Below are 25,045 nucleotides of genomic sequence, written 5' to 3'. Positions count from 1 at the left end.
TCTGGATTGTACTTCAAGCTTAGGTATTGACTATTATGAGTGTCTTTGGCAACTATGCCCGCTACTACGATTTGCTCTACCGCGATAAAGACTACGTGGGAGAAGCTGAATTTATTCATCGGTTAATTCAAACCTATGGACCAGATGCACAAAATATTCTAGAGCTAGGTTGCGGTACAGGTAACCATGCTGTTCTCTTAGCAAAAGAAGGATACCAAATTCACGGGGTGGATTTTAGTCACCAGATGTTGCAAAAAGCAAGCGATCGCCTCTTACAACTCCCTCTAGACTTAGCCTCTAAACTAAAATTTTCCCACGCAGATATCCGCCACATTAAGCTTAATCATACTTTTGATGTTGTCCTATCCCTATTTCATGTCATTAGCTACCAGACAACGAATGAGGACATTCTAGCAGCTTTTGCCGCTGTCAAAGAACATTTAAAGCCAGGTGGAATTTTTATCTTTGATGTTTGGTACGGACCAGCTGTATTGAACCATCGCCCGAGTGTCCGAGTCAAGCGACTAGAAAATGAAGAAATTAACGTCACTAGAATTGCTGAACCTGTGATGCATCCTAATGAGAATTTGGTGGATGTTAACTATCAAGTTTTCATCAAGGATAAAAACAGCGGTGCTGTCGAGGAGCTTCAAGAAACCCACCTAATGCGTTACCTATTTAAGCCGGAAATAGAATTGCTGTTGCAGGAATTTCAGATGACGTTACTTGAATATCAGGAGTGGATGACTAACCAAGAACCAGGCTTCGATACTTGGGGAGTTTATTTTGTAGTTCGTGCATAAAATGTAACAATCATGAAAAAGTCGTGCTCTATATTTTTCTACGAAGGTTATGTTGGTGTTGCACCAACAATTATCAATTTAGCAAAAAGCCTTAATAATTGTGGGTTTTATGTAAATATTTATGCTACAGAAAATGAATATCCATATCCACAAGAAATGGGTGAAAAAATCAAAATCACTTACTTCAAGAAGGCTAGTCAGTTTTTTATTTTTACTATTTTAATGAAAATTTTTTATAAATTTCATTTAAGTAGTTTAGTTCCAGTGATGGAAACAGTTTTATTTGTATTTCAATCTTTAAGAGAAGTATTAAATTGCAATTGTATTGCCGATAATATTAGTATAGGAGTTGATACAAATGGCTCTATAACAGCATTTTTGCAATCTTTTTTGTTCAGAACAAAATTTATTTATCTATCGTTAGAGTTAAATAATCCAACCCATTTTAGAAGATTTGCTAAGCTTATAAACATACTTGAGCGTTTAGCATATAAAAATTCAGAAGCCATAATTGTTCAGGATCAAGACCGATTTACAACTCTTTGCGATTACAATCAATATCAGCATCCTAAAGTATTCTATTTACCAAATTCAGTCACTGCATATGATTCCATAGCTCAAGTTGAAGTATCTGAGAACTATTTTAGAAAGATATTTAATTTGAGCAGTCAAGATTTTCCATACATTGTTATTCAAGCAGGCATGATTGATGATGTAGTGTTTTCACAATCGTTGGCTAAAGCTTTTACATCTATTAAAGGATGTGCTCTAATATTTCATGAAAGAGTTAAGAGAGAAATATACGATCCCTATCTACAGAAATTACAAGAAATTAATTCAGTAAACTTATTTTTATCACTAGTTCCATTGCCTTATGAACAAATTGATAAAATCTATGCTTCTGCAACTATAGGCTTGGCATTCTACAGAAACATTGATAATAACTTTTCTCAAATTGCGATGGCATCAGGAAAATTAGCCCATTACTTGAAGCATGGTAAACCGATATTAGTTAACAATCTGGAATCTCTATCAAGATTAGTGGAGAAATATCAAATTGGTGTGGTAATACAAGAACCATCAAACTCTTTAGAGATGGAACTAGCGATACAAAAAATTTTAGATAATTATGCTTTTTACAGCAGAAATGCAAAGATTTGCTTCGAGGAAGAGTTTGACTTTGCCAAAAAAGTTCAGCCTGTATTGTCTTTGCTCGCGAATTTGTGATCTTTACTAAGAAATGTACAACGCAGCGTAACAAACCTCATCGTAATAGGTGTTGAAAAATACTCCTTCTTGAGAACCGTGAACTTGGTTATCGCTAACATCCAGGTTCAATACAATTTGCTGAGGTGGCTTGGTGTATGACTCTAAAAACAAAAAGGTTTGACAAGAAATTCTGATTCTTTAGTTAATACATTAACAAAGGTTTTTTTAAAAAGTAAAAAGTAAAAAGAGAATCCCCATAAATAAATTTAGGGGATTTAATAAAGACACCTTGTTTCATCGCACTACGTGTCTCGTTCGCGCAGCGTCCCGTAGGCATAACAAATCTTTATTTTCTTTCCATAAATAAATTGAGGGGCTTGTACCATTTCTTTTCTTTTAACTTTTAACTTTTAACTTGGAGCGAAGCGACGGTCAAGAGTAATTTAGATACCTTTGCCCTGGAATAATAAATATAATAAATATAAATATATTGTTAATATAAACATATTATTATTCAATAATACTGAATAATCAGCGGTTGGCATCCTCCTGCAGACTGATACCAAACAAAAGCTAAATTACAAAAATCCCAAATTTTTAATTATAACCGCCGAAAGATTTATACTTCTTAACAGCTTTCTAACATCTGGGAATATACCCTAATCCCCAAATTGCAACTATGGAAGCGTATGATGTTGTGATTATTGGCGCTGGTCACAATGCACTTGTTTGTGCCGCCTATCTACTCAAAGCTGGGTACAGCGTCCTGCTCCTGGAGGCGCGTTCAATTCCTGGTGGCGGTTCGACGACTGAAGAACTTATGCCGCAAGAAGCGCCTGGTTTTAAATTCAACCCCTGCGCGATTAATCACCTATTTATTTTTCTTGGTCCAGTTATACAAGAATTAGAATTACACAAGTACGGTTTGGAATATCTTTCCTGTGATCCGGTCGCCTTTTGTCCTCATCCTGATGGCAAGTATTTCTTAGCTCATAAGTCCGTTGAAAAGACTTGTGCGGAGATTGCCCGTTACAGTCAAAGAGATGCCCAAAAATACGCCGAATATATCGAATTTTGGGAACGGTTTATCAAAGCGGTTACACCCTTTTTCAATGCAGCACCAAAGTCAATTGTTGACATTGCTGGTAACTACGGTCTGAAACATCTGCAAGACTTCTTCTCAATTCTAGGTGGTCCCAACACGACTCTAGATTTAGTTCGCACCCTGCTTAGCAGTCCGATAGATAATATCAACGAGTATTTTGATTCTGAATTTGTCAAAGCACCCCTTGCCCGACTATCTGCGGAACTGAGTTCGCCTCCGTCCCAAAAAGCGATGTCCTTTGGGGCAATGATGTTGGCATTGCGTCACAACCCCGGTATGGCGCGTCCACGCGGCGGTACTGGCGCACTCACCGATGCTTTAGTAAATTGCGTGACAAGTCTTGGTGGTGTTATCCTCACGGATCAAAAGGTTGAGAAAGTGTTGGTGGATGACGGTAAAGCTGTGGGTGTGCGGGTTGCTGGCGGCAAAGAATATCGTGCTAACAAAGGTGTCATCTCAAGTCTTGACGCCAAGCGGTTGTTTTTGCAACTCATGGATACAAGCGATGTGGATAGCGCCGATGCGAACTTACGAGACAGATTAGACCGTCGCATCATCAACAATAACGAAACAATTCTCAAGATAGATTGTGCTTTATCTGAACCGCTGCGCTTTGAACATCACCAACACAAAGATGAGTATCTCATTGGTTCTATTCTGATTGCAGATTCTATGAACCATGTGGAACAAGCTCATAGTGAGATTACTTTGGGTAAAATTCCCGATGAAAACCCGTCAATGTATGTGGTGATGCCTACAGGACTTGACCCCTCAATGGCACCAGAAGGCAAGCATACATTATGGATAGAGTTTTTTGCGCCTTATCAAATTGCCGGTGCAGAAGGTACAGGGTTGAAGGGGACAGGGTGGACGGATGAACTGAAAAATAAAGTTGCTGATAAGGTGATTTCTAAATTGGCAGAGTATTCGCCCAATCTCAAACACTCCATTATTGCCCGTCATGTGGAAAGTCCGGCGGAACTGGGAGAACGCTTGGGGACTTACAAGGGTAACTACTACCACATCGACATGACTCTAGAACAAATGCTGTGCTTCCGTCCTCTACCAGAGTTGGCTAATTATAAAACTCCGATTGATAATTTATATCTCACAGGTGCGGGAACTCATCCAGGTGGTTCCATTTCTGGCTTACCAGGACGCAACTGTGCGAAAATGTTTTTGCATACTCAGGAACCATTGACACAAACACTGAAAGATGCAGGAAATTCGATAAAATCTACCGTTGCAACGGTTTTTGGTCGCGAATGATCAGTTTGTAGTAAGTGCTTAGGCGCTTACTACAAGCTTAAGTGTCATGAAACATCTTCCTATGTGAGCAAGCAAACGTCATACTCCTTACCGATGACAAGGATAAGTGAAAATTGATGTAATAAAAATGCTGTTGTCAGTGCTGGAGCCATGACTGAGCGGGTTTTAATTATTGGAGGGCGGGGGCGGATCGGCAGTAGTGTTGCCCAAGACATTCTCTCCCATACACAGGCAGAAGTAACAATCACTGGACGCACCCCAGATCATGGAATGAATGATCCGCGAGTGCAATTTTTGGTGTTGGACTTGGCAGACGTGGAAAAATTGAGGAAGGCGATCGCCTCTACCAATTTGGTGGTTCACTGTGCTGGTCCTTTTCACTACCGAGATGCCAATGTTCTGAAAATCTGTATAGAACATGGCGTCAACTACGTCGATGTCAGTGACCACCGTTCTTATACTAGTAAAGCTCTAAAATATCATGATGCAGCCATTGCTGCGGGTGTCACAGCGATCGTTAACACTGGCATCTTCCCCGGCATTTCTAACAGCATGGTACGCCAGGGCGTTGAGCAATTCGACACAGCCCAAAAGATTCATTTAAGTTATTTGGTGTCTGGTTCTGGTGGGGCTGGTGTCACTGTCATGCGGACAACTTTTTTAGGGTTGCAAAAGCCTTTTGAATCTTTAATAGATGGTCAATGGCAGATGGTAAAACCTTACAGTCAGCGCGAAACTATTGACTTTCCATCTCCTTATGGACGGACCGGAGTTTACTGGTTTGATATGCCAGAAACCTTCACACTGCCTCATGCTTTTCCCTCTGTGAAAAGCGTCATTACCAAATTTGGTTCAGTTCCCGATTTTTACAATCACATGACTTGGATAGCTGCTCACGTTTTTCCTAAACAATTAATGCAGCGTCGTGCCATGATAGAATTTTTGGCATATGTCAGTCATTTTATGACCGATGTAACGAATCGCTTCAGTGGTATTGGAGTAGCTGTTCGCTCAGAAATTACAGGTCGTAAAGATGATAGAGAAGCAGTCTTTTGCTCTAGTTTAGTGCATGGAAATACTGCCGTGGCTTCTGGTTGTGGCACGGGTAGCATTGCTCAATTGTTACTAGATGGCAAGCTGAAAAAACCTGGTGTGTCACCTGTGGAAGAAGCACTGCCAACTGATTTGTTTGAGCAAGCAATGCAAAGCCGAGGCATTAAGATTAGTCACAATTGGTTGTAAAAATAGTAAAACTTTGCACGAAAATCATGTGAAACGAGTATCTACATATTTCTTAACTTTGAATTTTAAGCGTCTTCCAGAAGGTCTGCACAAACGTCTAGCCTAACCGTAGGGCATATTTTGAATGAGCGAATTTTGAATGAGCGAATTGTTAATGTATCCTCTGGTAGAAGGCAGAGTTACACCTAAACAAGTAGGATTCCTCTGAAACTCTGATTTTTAAGTAAGTATTTATCTCTACTTACGCTGGAAAAATATCATAACAAAGAGGGTAGTGCAATGCAGATAATTCTAGGAATTGTAAATAAAGCATTACGCCAAAGCATCGTTGTTTTAGGGTTGATGCTTTTAATGAGCGTGTCGGGTTTATTTTTTTTTGTTCAGCCTAGCTATGCATTAGGATTTACAACTGAAAAACCAACATTTCCATCCGAGAAACTCACACCGGAACAAAAGATTGACCGTGCTTACGAATATAACAGAGCTGCTGGCCTTCGTGAAGAAGACAGACAACAGGCTTATGAACAAGCAGTAAAAGATGCTGCAACCCCTGAGGAAAAGGTTTACGAAAGGAATGTGAAGGATTCGCAGCCGAATTTGATTGATAAAGCTGGAGAACTGGTTGAGAAAGTCACAGGTAAGTAGCAGTAGGAGAAGATGAGGAAGTTATCTCCCCAAGAGTGTGAGCGTGAATGAAGGCTGAAAATTAATGTTTGTTTGAGCTTCTGAAGCTATCATATTGCAGAACTTCAGAGGCTTTTCTATGGGGTGGCTCCTTAGACCTTAGTAGCAACAAGCCCTCTAGTACACCAAGTTTCCACTACCGCGCAGCTGACGTAAGGAATTTATACAATAAGGGCAGTCGCAGCTAAATAACTGAATCGCAGCATTGCTTTCCTCCTCACTAAAGTCCAGCATGGCAACCTTGCTGTCTGATGGTAGCTGAGAGATAACCGTCGATTTAGGTGCAGGGGGAGCTCCTGGATTTCTCTGTGAATCTTTAATGCAAACAAAAGCGTAGTTACCGTGGGGATGAGTGATACAGGTACGACCGTGATTTGTGTGCATTAATCGCTGGGTCGTAGTAGCCGCGTGGGCGGGATTGATGACTGCCAATGTAGACATCAGCGATGTAAAGATTGTGGAAGTGGAAAGCAAATTCAGTACAAGTTTTTTGTTCATGGCTTCCTTGAAAAACGTGCCTGACTGCTCAGGTTATTCTATTCACTATCAAAGTAAAAGTGAATATTTTCCTCGAATATAGGACTCATATTTGATTTTTGTGAAAGTGCCTGCGCTTGCGCTTAAAAAGTCCGTACACCTCTACGTCCCTTATTTCCTGTTGCCTTTTGCCTACCTCTACGAGCCAATTCAGAAATCAAACCGGATTCTTATAGCTGATCGCAGCTTCACACCGTAAGCAGACAATGCAGCCTTTAGTGGTTCAAATCTAAAGATTTTATTAAATAGCTACTGAAGAAAGATAGGTAAAAAATGTTCTTTTTTGCCATCCCACAAGATTTTATAGTTACATTTTTTGTTATCTGTCTTAACTGTCCGTCAATGGAAGAAATTAATTGCTTAACTGTCTTAACTGTCCTTGACAAATGACTGGAGGTGTATAAATATCCATTTATAAGCTGTTACTATCAAATCATTAACTGAGATTTGGTACTCAGCCGAAAAATAAGCAATACAATTCAAGGCACTTAAATTAATACCTTTGCTAACAACTGAGGTAATCTAACTTTTGCCAAAATAGCCTAATACAAGCGTATGCTGAACTATTAGGAAAGACGTAAAATCCTCATCTAGACAGACAAGACACTATAAACTCTTTCCACAAACAAATACAGGAGTTTATGGATTTAATTTTATGTCTGATGGCAAAAATAAGTATTTATTATTTAAGTTTTCTCTACGCTAATTTATCAAGATTGGCATAGAAGGTATTGCTTATGAATCTTATTCTTTTACAGGGTCAGTAATACAATGTCTATTTTCCTCCGTCAAGAAAATCTTCAGCACCTAAACAGCATTGTCCATGAAGGTAAAGTAGTCATCTTGGCTACAGATACCAATGGCAAGATTTGGTACACAGTCAAGCAAGATGGTTTTGAAGATAGCTACCTCAAACAACCAGCAGATGAGAGAATTGGCTGGGAAAACTGGGAAGCACTGGAATTACCTGATGAAGCAGACGATCAATCAGTAATTGAGAAAGAAACAGAGGAACTTACCTACCAGACAGATACGAGTAAGTTTATTTTCAAATCGCGCTACCAAACCCAGGATGAATCTGCTGTCGCCCCCGTACAACTAATTTCTGGACTAGGACATATTTACGTTTTTCGTCAGTCTAAATCTAATACTTTGTTCGTAGACCGCTTTGTTTTAGATGGAATGACTAATAAGCTTAACCGGAAGCTAGAAGTCAGGTTTAAACGCAGTAAACAAAAGCACAAGCCAATATCAAACATGAACAAAGGAGTTAATGGAATCCTCAATATTGACTCCTTAGATTTTCGTGATGCCAATGGTAACTTCTTCTATGAACCTACAACTGAATTGTGTTCAATAAATAACCTACATCAAGGCTGGTTCTCTGTTGTATTAGTACCCACCATTGAAAATGATATTTATCGCTGGCATATTTTCGCTTACAACAGTTCCACTCAAAAAGTTGAATTGACCACAATTCGCGCCTCGGAAGAAGGGTTGTTTGATGTGAAAGATTACACGATTTTTGAAGAGTCAGACGATATTCTCGTTCCGCGTCGAATTCCAGGTTTAATCAGGCGTACATTAGATATTACAGGTGTAATCAATGGGTTAGCTGCTACCAAATACGATTTGCAAAAGGAACAGCAAACTGAATCAGGAGAGAATCAACTCATTAAAACTAGCACCCGATTGCTGTTGGCTATTCCCACAGAGAAAGGAACCGCGGCTTTCAGCTTTGCCATTGCTGGAGATGGGACACTCGCACAAATCGACGAAACACCACAAACCACTATTATCCGCAGCAAACAGAAGGAAGTTCTTTTACCTTTGAACACCCTAGATGAAATCAAAGCTTTTGGCGATACAACTCCACCACCCCAAGGAATCATTACTGGGTTAGCAGTGGGAACTGATGAAGAAGATGCAGAAGATTTGGTGAAAATATCGACTGATGACAAAGCTAAAGAATTAAAAGATGGCGACCTGGTAAAAATCGCTGGTACGAGTAATTATCAAGGTCTTTATCGCACTCAAAAAATAGACGAGAATACCTTTGAAATTGAACTATCGCTGGATAAAGGACTTGGTTATTGGGAAAAAGAAGACGAAGAAGTAGGTGGATTAATTTTTGACGGCATGATTACTGCCTACGAAAAAACAGCTGATGGGAAATTGCGAGTTACCTGTCCCAATCATGGCTTAGAAAATGGCGATGAAGTGCAAATTACTGGCACAGATGTTTATAACGACACTTATCCAGTGCAGAAGATTGATGATACTCATTTTGTCATCCAACGCAAGTGGGTAACAAGAGAAGCCGTAAATGTCAAACTAAAATCTCAAAAGCGCCGCGGAGTAGTGTTTGATGGAGTCGATGATTATATTCAATTATCGCAGCCACTGCCAATTTTCTCTAGTTCATTTACTATTTCGATGTGGGTAAAAGTACCTCACAATTCTGATAAAGGTATATTATTGGGAGACAATCAACTATCAAACTCAATTAATGTTAATTTTGGAATTTTCGAGGGAAAACTGAGATTTGATTGGAACGGTGAACTACCACCAGATTTGCTTGGTTCAAAAGATTTAAGAGATAATCAATGGCATTTTATTAGCTTTGTCCGAGACCGGGAAAACAAGAAAATCTCCGGCTATATTGATGGTGTTCTTGATTTTGAACATTCTGGAGAAATTTCTGCTCGCGTTGCTGTTGTTGCTCATAGAATTGGATGTGATGGTCAAAAAGGAGTAGCCAATTTTAAAGGGCAAATTGCCAACCTTCGTATCTGGAAAATAGCACGTACTGCCGAAGAAATCAAAAACAGTATGTACCTACAACTGACTGGGAAAGAAGTCGGTTTGGTAGGATATTGGCGTTTGGGTGCTATTGCAGAAAACAAAGTCATTGACTTTTCAGTTAACAGCAACGACGGCATTGTGTATGGAGATGCCTATGTAAGTGCTGTAACGCTGAATCGCAAACTAGGAGATAATATAATTGACGCGGTTAAATATAGCAATTCTGAGCTAATTGCCATTAGTGAACGAGCAACATATCAAGAAAGCTTTGAATTCAAAGTTAATTCTTCAACTCCAGTTGCTCTTGACTATTTAAACAATGCAGATGGCAAAGATATAGACACCAAGATTTTTACTTTATCCTATTGGGGAAAAAGTAGCCGGAGTGCGGAAGAGAAAAAGCCCATCTCTGCTGTGCAGAATGAATTTGAAGAATTGGGCAATGGTTGGTATCGGGTATCTGCCAACGTTACAATCCCTGATGGGGTGAGTATGTTACGTAGCTTCGAGATTGATAATCTCCAAGGTGAATGGGAATCTCTGGAAATCCGCAAACATCGTATCAGTTTGTTGTCTGATAGCATTAGCGAGGCACATTACATTGACAGCGTAAATTTGACAGCCTTGGCTGATAAATATGAAAGCTTACGACAAAAATTGCAGCAGTTGGAGCAAAAAGAGCAAGAAGAAGTGGCTCTAATTATAGAAAAAAGGAAATTAGAACAGCAATTATCTGCTTTAGATAATCTGGAGGATACACAAACCAAAGTCAATAAACTTAGAAATGATATTTATCAGTTGGAAAAAGAGCAAAAGCCCCATCAAGCAGAAATAGACAATGTTTTCAATTATTGGTGTTTAATTATCAATCAAGGTAAGGGATACGCTCCAAATGTTTTGAAAGTAAACGAAAACAAATCAGCGGTGACAACACAACTGAATAATTCCTTGAGTGGTAACGTTGGAAAAATACAATTTTCATATTTAGAAAGCTTGGAAGATTGTAAGAAGATTATTAGTTCTGAGGACTGCCATTGGCGGATTTCAAAAATTGAAAATAACTATTATCGGCTGCAAAATAGAAAGACTAACAATCATCTAGAACAAGACGGCAGTAAAACAGTTGTAGCAAGAAAAAATTATCAACCACCAGAAACAGAATGGAGTAGCAATAAATGGTATTACGATGCTGAATGGCTGCTAGATAAGATAAATAAGGACTCCTGTTTTTACCGTTTGCAAAACAGAGAGAGTAACAAATCTTTGCAATGGGGCAGCAAGTCTAGTGTTACTGTCGGTAATTACATTGGAAAGGAGGAGCACTTGTGGCAAATCATATCTACTGGGCAAGTGATCAATCAATCTGCCATTAGTGATGCCCAAGATAACTTGAACAGGATACAGAAAGAAATCGAACAAAAACGTGAAGAGTTGCAGCCTTTGGAGGAAGTCCTTGCAGATGGTATAAACAAACAAGAAACTTGGAACAAACGTCTTGAAGAAGTTATCAATTTACTCAGCAGAGAAGTTCAACCAAAGTTAAATGAATTAAATACCAGCTTTGTTAATGGAGTTAAAACCATCGAGCAAACGCCACAAATCATGCCCCAAGTTGCTAAAGATGCTAAGGGATTAGTAACTCAAGCAGCTTTACTCGGTTTTGTGAATCCTGCCAGTCGGCTGAACGCGATTGAAACTTGCGAAGGTAACGTGCAACTGAGTTACTTCGATACCCAAGGTCGGATGCGGCAAACGAATTATGATGCTACTGCTGACGCCAGCAATACCGCCTTTGAACAGTGGATTCCTAATGAAGAACGTGTCTGCTTGAACTTTGGCAACAACAACAGTATCCTTCAGTTAATCGATGACGAGGGTCAAGCCCAAAGCTTAAATTTAAGCACAGACTGGACGATTGAAGCTTGGTTCTTTTATCCCTTACCAAAAACAGAACAGTGGAATACGTTAATTGCTGCCAAGGGATTAAATAGCGATGGTGATCGCCACATTCTAGTTAACAATCAGAAACAATTGGGAATTTATCTCTCAAACGATCCCTTTGAGCAAAAATTTTACGATAGTGGCTTCAATATGGAGGTGTTGCCCAATGGATGGCATCACATCACTGCCGTTGGTCGAGGAGATACCACTTTGTTCTATATTAATGGTGACAAAGTTGGCGATACTAAAGCCAAAGCCATAGCAGATGCACAAGCGAATTTCAACAAAAGCAACAATGATGCCTCCGCCAAGCAAAAGCTTGAGGACATCAAGAAAAAAGCAATTTTGAAAGTTACAAGCAATATTGACTTCATCGCCAATTTAGAAACAGGTACACAACAATTCGGAAAACTAGCAGAAGTCCGCATCTGGGGAGTTGCCCTCACTGACGAAGAGGTTGCAGTCAACAGCAAAACACTACTTAGTGGCAATGAACCGGATTTGTTAGCTTACTATCCTATGACCGAGGCTACAGGTGAAACAGTCCGCGACCATTCTGGGAATGGAAATAATAGCACGGTATCTGGTGCAAATTGGTGGGGTTGTGCAGCACCTATTGGCAAGCCCGAAAACCCACCGATAAATCTTCAAGATGCTGTCGTCTCTAGCGAATACAGCACCCTTACCATCGACCCCACGACTAAAGGCAAGTTGGCAATCATGCGACGGTTCTTTGCCTATCCTGCCACCGATGGAGCAGTGTTGTTACCAGATAAGCGCATTGAAGCTTTAGAACTCAAATGGATTGGTAACGCCCAGTTTGCCCCCACTCTCTTAGGCTACATTGAAGGAGCGCCACCCGTACCCAGTGAAAACTTAACGGTGGAATATGAACCCGCAGACGATTATAACGGTGCAACTTCGGTAGAACTTAGCATGTCTGAAGATGTCGGTTTTAGTTGGAATAGATCGCAAGATTGGGGTTTAGGAGCAAATAGAGAACTCTTTGTCGGAATAGATAAAGAAGGCCAAGCAGGTTTGGGGGCAACAGAAAAGATTTATGCTGTCCGTAAGGGTTTAAAGAGCAACTTGGACTTCAGCTACCAATTCCAAAATACCAGTGACGTTACTTCTAGTTCATCCCTGGGTAAGACGGATAAATTAGAACTGCATGGTGATTACGAACAAGAAGCTAAATTTCCCCATCTTGGCAAACGATTCATTCCCAAAAACGTAGGCTATGCTTTGGTTGCCTCTGCATTGGCAGATGTGTTTATCACCCGACTTGCCCGTACTGGTAAAATGGTCGGTCAGCAAGTCCAACCTGTTGATGGTATTCCCCCCGATGTCAACACCATCACCTTTTTAATCAATCCAGCATACACCATCAACGGCAGCTTAGATGGGTTGACCGGTAGCAGTGCCACAAGCGATCGCTTCTTTAAGCACGTTCCCGAAATGCGATCGCAGTATGGTTCTTTGTATCCCGCTAGCTATTACCGTCTACAAGAGGCTTATGACCTCAAAAGACAAATCGAAGCCGAGGATAAGCGACGCGAATCTTACTTTTTTAACTTTAACGTCCGGACGCTTAATGAAATCTCTTTGAACCGCAATATAGACAGCGGTGAGGCACCGGCTGCCATTGGAGTACAACGAGAAGAAGACAAACCTGATACCGAGTTGACAGAAGAGGAAAAGAAAAAGGCCGAGGAGGAAAAAGCTAAACAGGCGCAAGCCGAAGCCGGTACAGCCATCAAGGAAAGTAGCAAAGCTGCACAGCAGAAACAGAAAGAAATCGAGAGCAAAATTAGCGACCAAAAGAAACGAGTGCAAGCCAAAGAAAGTTTTGCAAGTTGGCAAAAACGTATGGAAGCTATTCAAATTCGAGCTGGCAAGCGCAACATCGTCAATACCTATGTTTGGGATGCTGACGGGGGACTGCGAACTGAGCAACAAAGCTTTGCCAACACCGTAGAGCATACCATTGGTGGCTCTTTTATCCTGAATGCAGGTTTGGGTCCTGAAGGGAAAGGAGTTTTATTTGGTGTAGCAGCAGAGTTAACAGCCCAAACTACTTTCAATTTAACCCAAACCATGAGTAAAACAGAATCTCGCAGCGAAGGATGTCAATTAATCGTAGATTTACATGGTGTGGAATCTCGCGGGATTACTGACTACAACGACAACCCGATTTTGCCAGGGGAAAAAGTAGACCGCTATCGATTTATGAGTTTTTATCTCGAAGGTAGTACAAAAAACTTCCAAGATTTCTTTGGCTACGTGGTTGATCCAGAATGGTTAGCCAGCAATGACGAAGAAGCAAGGGCTTTACGCCAAGCACAAGCAGGCAAACCTAATAAAGCTTGGCGAGTGTTGCACCGCGTCACCTACGTGGAACGTCCGGCACTAATGGGTTTTGGTCAAAATGTGCGTAAATTGCAGGCTGCGGGTGAGAGTTCTGAAAATCAAGAACTACTCGATAAAATTGCCAAGTTGGAGGAAAACAACCGAAAACTAGAGGAGAAACTTGATAAAGTCCTCAATTTGCTACAACAGCAGAAATAGTTGATGATTCAGGGAGGAGGAAAATTTCCTCCCTTAACTGTATTGGGGTTGGGTTCAACAGTTTTTGGTAGGTCTGGTTGAACCACTGGTGTAGTTTAATCAGCTAACACCCAGAGCATAGAAAAAAGATTTTTAGCAACAATTATTCACTAAAGTTTTGTAAAAATAGTGCTGGTTTCTATGACTTGAATGATTGTCAAACAGACAGCAGCTTTGATAACGAGATAAGCCAAAAATTAAACATTTGACTCGTCCAAATGTTCTAATAAAGAGCGATACAGGTTGATGATATGACTGTCAGCCAAGCTGTAATAGACGTTTCGACCTTCTCGACGATAACTGACTAAACGCATCACTTTTAATAATCGCAGTTGATGGCAAACTGCTGATTCACTCATCTTCGTTAATACTGCTAGATCGCAAACACACAACTCTTGGGAAGCCAAAGCTGATAAGAGGCGTAGACGGTTTGTATCTGCCAGCACCCCAAAGATTTCTGCCATTTGCTGTGCTTTATCTGTAGCTAAGATTTCCGCCTGAGTTGAGCGTACATTATCTAGATGCACGACATGGGTGTCACAGGTTGGTGCGTCAGAACTTTGGAGTAAGTCCAAGCCCTGCTTTTCCTTGTGCTTGTTCATAGCAAGTTTCTTTTAGCCAATGGTTATCAGTATCAATATTAACTAAATTATTAACTAAAATTTCAATATTGAACAGTTGAATAGTTGCTCAATTGTTGTATTAAAATAATGGCAGTTATCCTTGTCGCCTTTGTTATAAAGCTGCCATGACTCAAACTCCTTCTCTCAAAACCCAAACCTTACAAGTTGGTGGCATGGACTGCGGAAGCTGCGCCAAGACAATTGAAGCAAGCTTGCAGCAGTTACCCGGTATGACGGAAGCGTTGGTTAACTTTACAACAGAAAAAGCTAGGGTTTCCTACAACCCAGATCTCTTAAATGAGAAGGCGATTTTCGACCGTATTAAAGCTTTGGGTTACACAGTTGAGCACAGTCATGGGGCAAACTCCCACCAGCATACCCATACCCATTCTTGTTGCCACGAACACGAACACGACCACGATCACAATAGCGTTGAAGTCGCTTGTGCTAAAAAGCTACAAGTGAAAGTTAACGGCATGGATTGTGGCAGTTGTGCTAAGACAATTGAGGTTGGGTTGCAGCAAATCCCAGGTGTGAGTGAAGTATCGGTCAACTTTGCGACGGAACGATTGCAACTGTCCTATGATCCGCAACGGGTAAGTGAGACAGCAATCTATGAGCGGATTAAAGATTTGGGATATACGGTTGAGGAGAGTCTTGGGGTAAGTGAGCGCCATCACACCCATGACGATCGCCACGACCACAATCATCACCACAACCACGCTCATCCAGTCCCAAAACCGACTCAAAAACGCGACCCAGTAAGCTGGAAATTCTGGATTGCTAACCGCCGGGGACAGAGCGTAATTTTAGCGGGAGTAGGGTTAATCCTGGGCTTACTTGCTCAGTATTTAGCGCTACCCGTTTGGATAGCGCGAGCTTTTTATGGCATCGGCATAGTCGTTGCTGGGTATCCAATTGCACGGGCAGGTTTGTTTGAGTTGCGCTTGCGCCGCGCTGATATGAATCTGCTGATGACCATTTCGGTGATTGGGGCAGTGATTTTAGGAGACTGGTTTGAAGGGGCGCTCGTGCTGTTTTTGTTCTCTTTAGGGACAACGCTGCAAGTTTTTACCTTTGGTCGCACGCGCAATGCTATCAGCGCCCTGATGGATTTGACTCCACCGACTGCTACTGTGAAGCGGGGGAATAAGGAGGTCACAGTTGCCGTTGAGAATATTCAAATTGGAGAAACTTTGACGATTCGACCAGGACAGCGTGTGGCGTTGGATGGCGTAGTCGTTTATGGCACAAGCACGATTGACCAATCTCCAATTACGGGAGAGTCAATTCCAGAAGACAAAGCCCTTGGCGATACTGTCTATGGCGGGACATTGAATCAAACAGGGTTTTTGGAAGTCAAAGTTACCCACACTGCTAGTGATACTACTGTTGCCAAAATTATTCATCTGGTGGAACAAGCTCAAGAAAGCCGCGCTCCCACGCAGCAGTGGGTGGATCGGTTTGCAGAGGTGTATACCCCGATTGTCATTTTGATAGCGATCGCCATTACCCTCATTCCACCCTTAGTGTTTGCTCAACCTTTTCATGTTTGGCTTTACCGGGCTTTGGTAATGTTGGTAATTGCCTGCCCTTGTGCCTTGGTGATTTCCACGCCAGTTTCAATTGTCAGCGCTATTGGTGCTGCAACTCGCCAGGGAGTTTTATTTAAAGGGGGTAACGCACTGGAGACAGCGGGACGCTTGACTAGCCTTGCCTTTGATAAAACGGGGACGTTGACGCAAGGAGAGCCTGTGGTGCTTGATATTTATAATTTTGGGGAGGAGAGTGCAAACCAGGTGTTACTGATTGCGGCTTCGCTGGAGCAACGTTCAGAACATCCTTTGGCAAAGGCGGTTGTTGCGAAGGCTCATGAACTTGGGTTGGAGTTAGAGACACCTGTTGATTTTACGGCGTTACCGGGTAAAGGGATTCAGGCAAACTTTGGTGACGCATTTTGGTTTAGAAACAAAGCAGGCTTTGCTACACCACAGATAAATCAGGATGCTTTCACGACTCATCAAATAAGCCTGCCCTCTTGCCAAAATAACATTCATGAGCTATTGTACTTCGTTGGCAATCGACGGTTGTTCACAGACTTTGACATTCCTTTGTCTCAAGAAGCTGAATCTCTGTTGGCTGAAATTGAACAGCTCGGTCAAACCCCAGTGCTGGTAGGGACAACCCACGGGGTATCGGGAGTTATTGCACTGGCAGATGGACTCCGGTTAGAAGCAAGCGAAGCCATGCGACAACTCAAGCTGTTTGGGCTAAAACACTTGGTGATGCTAACGGGCGATCGCGCTGCTGTTGCTAAGCAGATTGCTCAACAAGTGGGAATCACAGAGTATCAGGCAGAACTGTTACCCGAAGATAAACTCCAAGCGATTCAACAGATGCGTCGAACAGGGGTAGTCGGTATGGTTGGGGATGGGATCAACGATGCTCCAGCGCTTGCTGCTGCAGATATTAGTTTTGCGGTTGGTGGAATTGATATTGCTTTAGAGACAGCAGATGTTGTGCTAGTAGGAAGTGATTTAAGACGACTTGCCTATGCAGTAGATTTAAGCCGCCGCACTGTCTCAGTGATTCAACAGAATGTGGTCTTTTCGCTGGTAACAAAGGGTTTGTTTCTGCTGTTGGGGACTTTTGGGTTTGTTGGGCTAGCCGTCGCTGTTTTAGCAGATACAGGAACTTCCCTGCTTGTGACTGCAAATGGAATGCGGTTATTTAGAAGTGAACTACCCAGCACCGACCCTATCGGGTACGGTGTGGGCTTCCGGCGTCATTGACAGATGCCTTTCCACCTTTCGGCTTATTGGTCTTACTCTGCCTCAGCACGGCAAGAACGGGGTTCCCTCCGTTCATAGATAATATCCGAATTCCTTCATTCCTGATATTCAGTGCGGCGTTACCATCACGGTCGTGGTGAGTGTTGCAGTTGGGACAATCCCACTCACGGATATCGAGCGTTAACCCATCAAGAACATGACCGCAGCATGAACACGTTTTGGAACTGGGGAAAAATCTTCCTATCTCTACAAGTCGTCTTTCTTTAGCTTTCAACTTGTAGTCTAGAAAGTTAACGAACATTCCCCAACCCACATCGGATATTGACGCGTGATAGCTTACGATTCCGTACCATTCCCTTAACGTTGAGGTTCTCTACAACGATGACTTGACTATCGTCTACCAGTTTTCTGCTCAATTTATGCAAAAAATCCTGACGGGAATTTGATACTCTTTCGTGAACCTTGGCTACTAGTTTTCTGTACTTATTTCTTGAATTAGTTTCTTGTACAGACGCGCCATGGCGCGTCTCTACACGGGCAAACTTTTTCTGTTTTCTAGCTAAATTCTTTTCATGACGCTTGAGGTGTTTCGGGTTTGAATACTTGGTAGCTTCACTGCCATCATGAACAATAGCGAAGTCTTTCAATCCCAAATCAATCCCCAATGTTTTACCATCAGTTGATTGATTTATACTATCTTCTATTTCACATAAGATAGAAGCGAAGTACTTATCCGTGGTTGTTTTACTGATGGTGACAGTCTTAACTTTACCTTCAATAAGTCGATGAAAGACTGCTTTAACATTTCCAATCTTGGGAATTTCCAAACAGTCGCCCACAACGTTGACGTTTTGAGGATATTGGATTGACTGTTTATGGTGCTTTGACTTAAATCTAGGAAACTTAGCCCTACCCTCAAAAAAGTTACTGTAAGCCTTGTTTAAATTAATTGCTACGCATTGCAAAACAGCAGAATAACAATCCTCTCTCAACCAAGCATATTCTAGCTTTAACTGAGGTAAGTAAGCTTTATACACACTTAGTTTTAGTGTTTTACCTGTTTCTTCATAGTGGTGAATGCAAGCATTAAGGGCATAGTTCCAATACCACCTTGCACAACAAAATGACTTGGTTAGAGCTATTTCTTGTTCGGTTGTCGGGTATAGCCTGACCTTCACTGCTTTCAACACTTTTATCACCTCCTTGCTGTTACCATAATAACATAAATGTAGCGACATTGATGGTACAAAATGAAAAATAAATACCTGCAAATACGAATAAGTGAACGTAGGTTGAATAAGTTTCGTTTATATTCAGCTTGGAAAGATAAGACTATGACTCAAATACTTGAAGACTTTATTGACTCGTTGCCAACTCCAGAGATTGACAAAAACTCGGACACCCCCCGAACGCGTTAACCGACGATCAACATGGGTCGGGGCGGGGGTCTTACACGAAAAAATCAGCCAGCCTTACTGAACACGAGTACTCGTCTTGGAACACAGATCTACAAAACAAAGGCTGGCCTATCTTAGGGGGACAATGCGTCGGGTGTACCTCGTTTTTGTCCGGCTATTCATCCCGACACCGACTCTTCGAGTACGGTGCGGGGCTTCTAGCTGTTTAAGCTAAAACTTGAGCGTGAAGAACAAAAGAACTCAGGAGCGACAGAACCTGTATTTAAGGTACTGTCTAAGATTGTCCAACTTATTAACCTCTTGATCCCCGATGCTTTATTCAAATTCATCAATCGTAGCTGGGGGAGAAGCATCTCGGGGGTTGGGGGAAAGATTGCGCTCATACCAATTCATTAATGGAGTTGAACTAATTCCATGCATAATCACAGAAACGACAATAGTGGTGTAAGTGATCCAGGCAATTTGCTCACCAAGTTCGCCTTTTAAGCCATTACCAAACGCATAGGCAAGATAATAAAGAGAGCCAACTCCGCGAATGCCAAACCAACCAAATAACCACCGAGTTCCTGGATGAAATGTCTGATGACGCGGGTCTACAGGGCGCTTACCAATTGTGCTGATCCAGGCTGCTCCAGGTCGGATGATAAAAAACAGCAACACCATCACCAATAAAGATTGGAAAGCATAAGTGACCATGGGCTTATATAATAAAATTGAACCCAAGAGTAAAATTATCCCGACTTCCAAAAGCTTTTCAATTCTCTCTATAAATTGCAATTGTGCCAGTGGCTTTTCTGGATTTTTATAACTCCGCTGCACAACTAAGCCAGCAACAAAGACTGCAAGAAATCCATAACCATTCACACATTCTGTCAATGAATAAGTTAGCAAAATTGTGCTGATGGCAATAAAATCTTCCATTGATTCATCGGCACGACGGCGTTTTTGGATTTTTTTATCAATCCAAACGATAGCTTTAGCAACGAGAATTCCCATAACTATGCCAGCGGCGATCGCCCAAATTAAATCAACCGCAACCCATTGTTTAAACCAGTTGTCCCAGTTTTTATCTTTTAACGAATGAATACCAAAATAAACAAAAGGAAACGCAAGGGCATCATTTAAACCGCCCTCTGATGTTAAACCAAAGCGCAACTCATCTTGGTCGTGTGTATCAGTCAGTTGAACTTCTGAAGCTAATACTGGGTCAGTAGGTGCGAGAATTGCTCCTAATAAAATAGCCTCTCCCCAATCCATGCCTAAAAATAATTTGCCTACAATAGCAAGCGCAAAAATTGAAATCGGCATCAAAAGACCAATCAGTCGTACCGTTATATCCCAAGCCCCCAATTGTAGCGGACGAATAATTTTTAAGCCGCAGCCGAAGACAGAAACAAGCACCACAAACTCGGTTAGCCGTTCCAACACCTCGGCGTTAAATACTCCGTCGCGGCGCAATTGAATCAGCTCGAAACCATAGGGACCTAATATAATACCAACCACTAGGTAGATGAGGGCGAAGGAAAGAGGTAAGCGCGAAATCCAGCCTGACCCTAAGGTAACTACCAGCAGAAGTAAACCAATAATAAATAGGTCAATAATATAAATATCAACCATAACAAATACTTTTTTTTATAGAGGGGTGCAACAAGAGTTTACTTGCGATCACTTTTAGGTCTACATCTCCTTGCGGTAGATTTGTTGAAAAGGTTTTACATTACTTATGACCGATGATGCGCGTAGTCACGTATACAGATTCTGCTGGTATTGGAGGAGCGGAAATTAGCCTCCAACATTTAGTCACTAATGTGTCTAAAGACATAGATATTACCGTAGTTGGTACTTCCAATTTAGTCGTGGATGCAATTGCACAGCATAGACCGCAAGCATCACGAGTGGTATTACCCGCGAAAGGAACTCACTCACTAACAGCACACCTGCAAGTACTGCATCGCCTGCGTCCTGACGTAGTACACATCAACATCTGCACGCCTTGGGAGTGTGCAACGGGTCTTTTCGCCGCCCTGACGTTACCAAATGCTCGTGTGGTGCGCGTTGACCAATTACCGCTACGCACCACAGATGCTCTTAAGCTGTGGCGTACCAGGGCGCTGTCGCTGCGAGTTGATGCCCATGTTGCCGTTGGTGAGGCGAGTGCAAGGCGGATGGAGGACTTCTACGCTCTGGGTAGAGGCTCGGTCATTTCTATACCTAACTGCGTACCGGAAATTACACAGAACCCCACCCCTAACCCCTCCCCGCAAGCGGGGAGGGGGAAAGGAGGCGGGGAGGAGTTAGTGATTGGTAGCGTCGGTAGACTGGATGCAATGAAGGGTCACGATATCCTGCTGCGGGCTGTTGCCCAACTTGATGCAGTGCGAGTGGTTATTCTAGGAGAGGGTGGACAACGCACGGATCTGGAGAAGCTAGCAGATGAGTTGGGGGTGAGCGATCGCGTCGGGTTCCCCGGATGGGTGGACAACCCCCGCGCTTATTTACCGCAATTTGACATCTTTGCTATGCCTTCGCGTTCAGAGGGTTTTCCATTGGCGATCGTTGAAGCGATGCTTGCAGCCCGTCCTGTGGTTGCTAGCCGCGTGGGTAGCGTTGCGGAAGCCGTAACCGATGGCGAAACTGGGTTACTTGTCAATAAAGACGATGTAGAAGGACTGACTGCAGCACTGCGCCGTCTTCGTGATGATCCAGCACTGCGTATCCGTCTTGGTCAACGCGGTCGCGAGGTAGCACAGCGTCACTTTACTGTCAAACAGATGGTTAACAGTTATGAGCACTTATGGCGTCAAGTGCTGGCTCAGCCTCAAGCTCCCCGGCTATGGGTTCCACAACCACGTGAATGACCGTGCGTCTCATTTTTGGTTCAGCAAACTCCACCAAATTTATCTATCTGCGTGCGCCGCTGTCCATAACCAAGCAACCACAACAGAAGAATTAGCAACACAAAGGCTGATACTGTTGTTGGCTCAGGTACCTTCTTGACTTCCTGTCCAGGCGGAGGAGTCACAGGAGGAGTGGGCGGGACTTCAATGATTTGATTTCCACCAGGAGGACCACCATTGTTTACAGGAGGAACAGATCCACCAGAGGGAGGTGGAGTGGCAACAGGCGGTATGCCTGTTACTGTACCTGATCCCCGACTTGAAGAACTATCTCCACCACCAAGAGAAAGAAGAAGTAGGAGTAAAGCAAGACCACCTCCGCCAATCAGCCAGGTTGGAAAAGAATTCCCTGAGTTTTGTTGTAACACCACATCTTCTGCAAAGTTGCCAGGAAAATCAACTTCTGCAAGGCTAGAGGGAATATCAATGCTGATTGCTTCAGGCTCCAACGATATTGGAGTTGTCCCAACAAACGCATCGCCAGGAAGAGTTTCTCCAACGAGCGAATCGGCTGGAGGAATACCAAGATTTGGGCGTCCGAACTCAGCACCATCTGGTGGATATGGCACTGAGAGGTCTTTGAGAATGGTGTCTTTGAGAGACTGTTCATTCCCATTCAACGCACGCTTCGCTGTAGAAAGTTTGTCTAAGTAAAACTTGGTTTGCTGCGGCTCTAAACCCAGAGCTTGAATCTGCTGCTGAGCATTAGGAATTTTTCCCACCTCCTCAAGCAACAGACGCCCATAAGAGTATTTCAAATCCAGCAAGCCACGACGAGGATCAAGCGAGTTGCCACTTGTTTCAGGTGCCCAGTAGAAGTTTTTGGTAACTTGCCCTAAACCTTGTTGAGGAGTCCGATTGACTGTCTGTCCAAGAAGATATCGGTACCCGTCTACGATATTAGGGTCGTCTTGCCGCCAGAATGATGCGTACGGCACCTGAGAAAGATTGGGATTGTCTCCGTAGAAGGAAGCGAAATTCCTGTAGTTTTCCTCCCCACCAGCCGCTCGCATCAACAACTGCTCGTAGGTTGGTCCACCATTGGACTCAACTATTTTCTGGAAGACTGCTCCAGGCTTGTTACAAGCCGCACCAAATCCTACATTACATCCAGGAATGCCTCGCATTTGGCTTAAATCTCGCCCTGAAATCTGATACTGCAGATAGTTTTGCTCTAGTCCCGGTTGAATACCATAGCGTCCAATGCTTAGCTGAGCAGAAGCAGACTGGCACGCCGTGATAACTGCTACAATTGATGGTAGTGCAATTGCGGTTCTTTTAATAACTGACTTCAAGGGATTTACCTCCAGTAAACAAGGGTGTAAGGGCATAGGAGTGTAGGAGACAAACCAATTTCAAATTCAAGATTGAAAATTATTTTTTGAATTTTGAATTTTGAATTTTGAATTTTTCTACACCCTGCCCAAAAGGGATTCAGCTTAAATCAGTTATCAGTTATCAGTTATCAGTCAGTCAGGCGTATGGTGGGGGACGCGCGACCACTCGTATTTAACTGATAACTGTTTACTGTTCACTGTTCACTGTTAAAAGGCTGGGGAGGGACCTAAATTCTGAGGTGAGTTGATGTTAATCGTGATTGCTGTGCCCTTGAGGTCTCCTCCTGTAACAGCGTTGTACAAGATGAACCCTCGGCTTGGTTGATCGAAGAGATACCCACGACCAGAAGACGGTATCTTCCCTTGCTTAACTAAAGCAACGAAAGATTCCAAATACCTGCGTATACTCTGACGGTTCCCCTGATTTGTTTTCGTATGATTTTCAATCAGCGTCATGAACAAATCCAAGGTGCGACTTTCTTGCCCTTCAATCAGACTGCCGTTATTCAAGAACGAACTCGCTATCAGCTTTCCATTGATTTGTTGAACTTTAAAAAGCGTATAGTAAACCCCCTGTTTCTGGTTATCTCTCACGTAACAGACCCAGGAACCGTCTTGCTTCTGTGTAAAACCTTGTTGTGCTAGATAGGAAAACCCAGAAGGGTTTTGCTCACCTGCCGGTGGAGGTAGCAAACTCTCTACTGCATCAAAAGAGCATATCTTCTGTGCTGTTCCCGACGGAGGAACAGTAGGAGTCTTTTGCGTTGTTCCTGGCGGAGGAACAGTAGGAGTCTGCTGTGTTGTTCCTGGCGGAGGAACAGTAGGAGTCTTTTGCGTTGTTCCGGGCGGAGGAACAGTAGGAGTCTTTTGCGTTGTTCCGGGCGGGGGAACAGTAGGAGTCTTTTGCGTTGTTCCGGGCGGAGGAACAGTAGGAGTCTTTTGCGTTGTTCCGGGCGGGGGAACAGTAGGAGTCTTTTGCGTTGTTCCGGGCGGAGGAACAGTAGGAGTCTTTTGCGTTGTTCCGGGCGGAGGAACAATTGGAGTCTTTTGCGTTGTTCCTGGCGGAGGAACAGTTGCAGGCTTTTGCGTCGTTTCCGGCTGGGGTACAGTTGGAGTCTCCTGTGCTATTGCAAAGGAAGGCATAGCAGCATATGTAGACAGCGAAAAAGCGAATGCCCCAAGCAAACGAACAAGGATATTCATAAAGTGTTGGCGAGTGGGTAGCAACGGATGTTGTTAGCGAAGTTAATAAACACTCATATTTGACGGGTTAGAAATGAAGGGGTTTCAGTAGTAGCGAAACATCAATGTACGCGCTTGCTCGAAACTTTGAGCAAAAGGGCGTTTCAGCAACCAACAATGCCTGCCTATGTTTAGGCAAAATGTAGGCAATGTTACACTGCTGTCATCAAAGTTTTAACCTATCTAAAAGGTAATAACTTACTTTTGTTTCATGGAAAGTGCTTTAGGCAAAGCTTACCTAGTGCGTACATTCTTGTTCTGTAGCTACTTAAATACGGATAATAAGTGGTTATATGCGCTACTGGAGCCATAGAGATACTATCCTTCATGAAGATATGTGGAAGGTACTGCCTTTGACGAAGTCATACCTCTAGCCAGGTAATTTCAGCCGTTGATGTTCTTAAATGTTTATTAGCTAATAGTTGTACATGGGTGTTAACTATTGAAGGCACCCTCTCCCCCAATTTCTTGTGATGTCATCGAGTAGGAACACAAACAAAATGATTTATACCGAAATTGATGCACCGTTGATAA

Annotated in this window: 15 protein-coding genes and 1 pseudogene; 8 read left to right on the top strand and 8 right to left on the bottom strand. The window is 42.7% G+C overall.

What is annotated here, in order from left to right; all coding sequences use genetic code 11:
* Window positions 1-35 precede the first annotated feature (35 nt).
* Complete coding sequence (locus tag AACT52_RS39270) at window positions 36-803, top strand: class I SAM-dependent DNA methyltransferase (RefSeq protein WP_073628773.1); 768 nt, start codon at window positions 36-38, stop codon at window positions 801-803.
* Between the two features lie 12 nt (window positions 804-815).
* Entirely contained in the window at window positions 816-2,030 is a 1,215-nt protein-coding gene (locus AACT52_RS39265; RefSeq protein WP_073628771.1) for a hypothetical protein, read from the top strand.
* A gap of 12 nt (window positions 2,031-2,042) precedes the next feature.
* On the opposite strand, the pseudogene AACT52_RS39260 reads toward AACT52_RS39265, so the two are convergent.
* Window positions 2,043-2,183, bottom strand: a pseudogene (locus AACT52_RS39260) (transposase); the annotation flags it as partial.
* Window positions 2,184-2,691: 508 nt separating this feature from the next.
* On the opposite strand from AACT52_RS39260, the gene crtO reads away from it, so the two are divergent.
* The 3 genes from crtO to AACT52_RS39245 all read left to right on the top strand — a co-directional run bounded on the left by crtO (window position 2,692) and on the right by AACT52_RS39245 (window position 6,273).
* On the top strand, window positions 2,692-4,386 hold the full coding sequence (crtO, locus tag AACT52_RS39255) for a beta-carotene ketolase CrtO (RefSeq protein WP_073628769.1): 1,695 nt from the start codon (window positions 2,692-2,694) through the stop codon (window positions 4,384-4,386).
* Between the two features lie 150 nt (window positions 4,387-4,536).
* On the top strand, window positions 4,537-5,628 hold the full coding sequence (locus AACT52_RS39250; RefSeq protein ID WP_073628767.1) for a saccharopine dehydrogenase family protein: 1,092 nt from the start codon (window positions 4,537-4,539) through the stop codon (window positions 5,626-5,628).
* A 279-nt stretch (window positions 5,629-5,907) separates the two neighbouring features.
* Window positions 5,908-6,273 (top strand): hypothetical protein, encoded by a 366-nt coding sequence (locus AACT52_RS39245; protein ID WP_198940849.1) that lies wholly within the window; start codon window positions 5,908-5,910, stop codon window positions 6,271-6,273.
* 156 nt (window positions 6,274-6,429) lie between these two features.
* On the opposite strand, the gene AACT52_RS39240 is transcribed toward AACT52_RS39245, so the two are convergent.
* Window positions 6,430-6,810, bottom strand: a complete 381-nt coding sequence (locus AACT52_RS39240) for a hypothetical protein (RefSeq protein WP_073628763.1) — start codon at window positions 6,808-6,810, stop codon at window positions 6,430-6,432.
* A gap of 810 nt (window positions 6,811-7,620) precedes the next feature.
* On the opposite strand from AACT52_RS39240, the gene AACT52_RS39235 reads away from it, so the two are divergent.
* Window positions 7,621-14,163, top strand: a complete 6,543-nt coding sequence (locus AACT52_RS39235; RefSeq protein WP_083630104.1) for a LamG domain-containing protein — start codon at window positions 7,621-7,623, stop codon at window positions 14,161-14,163.
* Window positions 14,164-14,399: 236 nt separating this feature from the next.
* Here AACT52_RS39235 and AACT52_RS39230 read toward each other — a convergent pair whose 3' ends face one another.
* Window positions 14,400-14,804: an ArsR/SmtB family transcription factor gene (locus AACT52_RS39230; RefSeq protein ID WP_073628761.1), complete on the bottom strand. Its 405-nt coding sequence runs from the start codon at window positions 14,802-14,804 to the stop codon at window positions 14,400-14,402.
* A gap of 146 nt (window positions 14,805-14,950) precedes the next feature.
* Between AACT52_RS39230 and AACT52_RS39225 the strand changes: the two genes are divergently transcribed.
* Window positions 14,951-17,617 carry a heavy metal translocating P-type ATPase gene (locus tag AACT52_RS39225; protein WP_073628759.1) on the top strand — a complete coding sequence of 889 codons (2,667 nt, stop codon included), beginning with the start codon at window positions 14,951-14,953 and terminating at the stop codon, window positions 17,615-17,617.
* On the opposite strand, the gene AACT52_RS39220 is transcribed toward AACT52_RS39225, so the two are convergent.
* From AACT52_RS39220 to AACT52_RS39210, 3 genes are all read right to left on the bottom strand, one after another.
* Window positions 17,583-17,918, bottom strand: coding sequence for a zinc ribbon domain-containing protein (locus AACT52_RS39220; protein ID WP_337251569.1), 336 nt, complete (start codon window positions 17,916-17,918; stop codon window positions 17,583-17,585). The two genes, AACT52_RS39225 and AACT52_RS39220, sit on opposite strands and share 35 nt — an antisense overlap.
* Window positions 17,908-18,807 carry an RNA-guided endonuclease InsQ/TnpB family protein gene (locus AACT52_RS39215; RefSeq protein ID WP_337251568.1) on the bottom strand — a complete coding sequence of 300 codons (900 nt, stop codon included), beginning with the start codon at window positions 18,805-18,807 and terminating at the stop codon, window positions 17,908-17,910. The genes AACT52_RS39220 and AACT52_RS39215 overlap by 11 nt, the downstream gene beginning before the upstream one ends.
* 543 nt (window positions 18,808-19,350) lie before the next feature.
* A complete protein-coding gene (locus tag AACT52_RS39210; protein WP_073628757.1) occupies window positions 19,351-20,652 on the bottom strand; it encodes a cation:proton antiporter in 1,302 nt (433 codons plus the stop codon).
* A gap of 113 nt (window positions 20,653-20,765) precedes the next feature.
* On the opposite strand from AACT52_RS39210, the gene AACT52_RS39205 reads away from it, so the two are divergent.
* A complete protein-coding gene (locus AACT52_RS39205) occupies window positions 20,766-21,893 on the top strand; it encodes a glycosyltransferase (protein WP_233153827.1) in 1,128 nt (375 codons plus the stop codon).
* A 20-nt stretch (window positions 21,894-21,913) separates the two neighbouring features.
* Here the strand turns inward: AACT52_RS39205 and AACT52_RS39200 are convergent, their stop codons facing one another.
* Together AACT52_RS39200 and AACT52_RS41695 are read right to left on the bottom strand one after the other, a co-directional pair.
* A complete protein-coding gene (locus AACT52_RS39200; protein WP_083630119.1) occupies window positions 21,914-23,227 on the bottom strand; it encodes a hypothetical protein in 1,314 nt (437 codons plus the stop codon).
* 249 nt (window positions 23,228-23,476) lie between these two features.
* Window positions 23,477-24,472, bottom strand: coding sequence for a hypothetical protein (locus tag AACT52_RS41695; protein WP_443216612.1), 996 nt, complete (start codon window positions 24,470-24,472; stop codon window positions 23,477-23,479).
* Window positions 24,473-25,045: the final 573 nt, after the last annotated feature.

The organism is Scytonema sp. HK-05 (assembly GCF_963872035.1).
In the GTDB taxonomy this organism is placed as follows: Bacteria; Cyanobacteriota; Cyanobacteriia; order Cyanobacteriales; family Nostocaceae; genus Kalymmatonema.
This window is presented reverse-complemented; position numbering and strand designations above follow the sequence as displayed.

Coding starts and splice junctions, on each gene's coding strand:
- AACT52_RS39270 (WP_073628773.1), top strand. CDS start 36: ATGAGTGTCTTTGGCAACTATGCCCGCTACTACGATTTGCTCTACCGC.
- AACT52_RS39265 (WP_073628771.1), top strand. CDS start 816: ATGAAAAAGTCGTGCTCTATATTTTTCTACGAAGGTTATGTTGGTGTT.
- crtO (WP_073628769.1), top strand. CDS start 2,692: ATGGAAGCGTATGATGTTGTGATTATTGGCGCTGGTCACAATGCACTT.
- AACT52_RS39250 (WP_073628767.1), top strand. CDS start 4,537: ATGACTGAGCGGGTTTTAATTATTGGAGGGCGGGGGCGGATCGGCAGT.
- AACT52_RS39245 (WP_198940849.1), top strand. CDS start 5,908: ATGCAGATAATTCTAGGAATTGTAAATAAAGCATTACGCCAAAGCATC.
- AACT52_RS39240 (WP_073628763.1), bottom strand. CDS start 6,810: ATGAACAAAAAACTTGTACTGAATTTGCTTTCCACTTCCACAATCTTT.
- AACT52_RS39235 (WP_083630104.1), top strand. CDS start 7,621: ATGTCTATTTTCCTCCGTCAAGAAAATCTTCAGCACCTAAACAGCATT.
- AACT52_RS39230 (WP_073628761.1), bottom strand. CDS start 14,804: ATGAACAAGCACAAGGAAAAGCAGGGCTTGGACTTACTCCAAAGTTCT.
- AACT52_RS39225 (WP_073628759.1), top strand. CDS start 14,951: ATGACTCAAACTCCTTCTCTCAAAACCCAAACCTTACAAGTTGGTGGC.
- AACT52_RS39220 (WP_337251569.1), bottom strand. CDS start 17,918: ATGTTCGTTAACTTTCTAGACTACAAGTTGAAAGCTAAAGAAAGACGA.
- AACT52_RS39210 (WP_073628757.1), bottom strand. CDS start 20,652: ATGGTTGATATTTATATTATTGACCTATTTATTATTGGTTTACTTCTG.
- AACT52_RS39205 (WP_233153827.1), top strand. CDS start 20,766: ATGATGCGCGTAGTCACGTATACAGATTCTGCTGGTATTGGAGGAGCG.
- AACT52_RS41695 (WP_443216612.1), bottom strand. CDS start 24,472: ATGAATATCCTTGTTCGTTTGCTTGGGGCATTCGCTTTTTCGCTGTCT.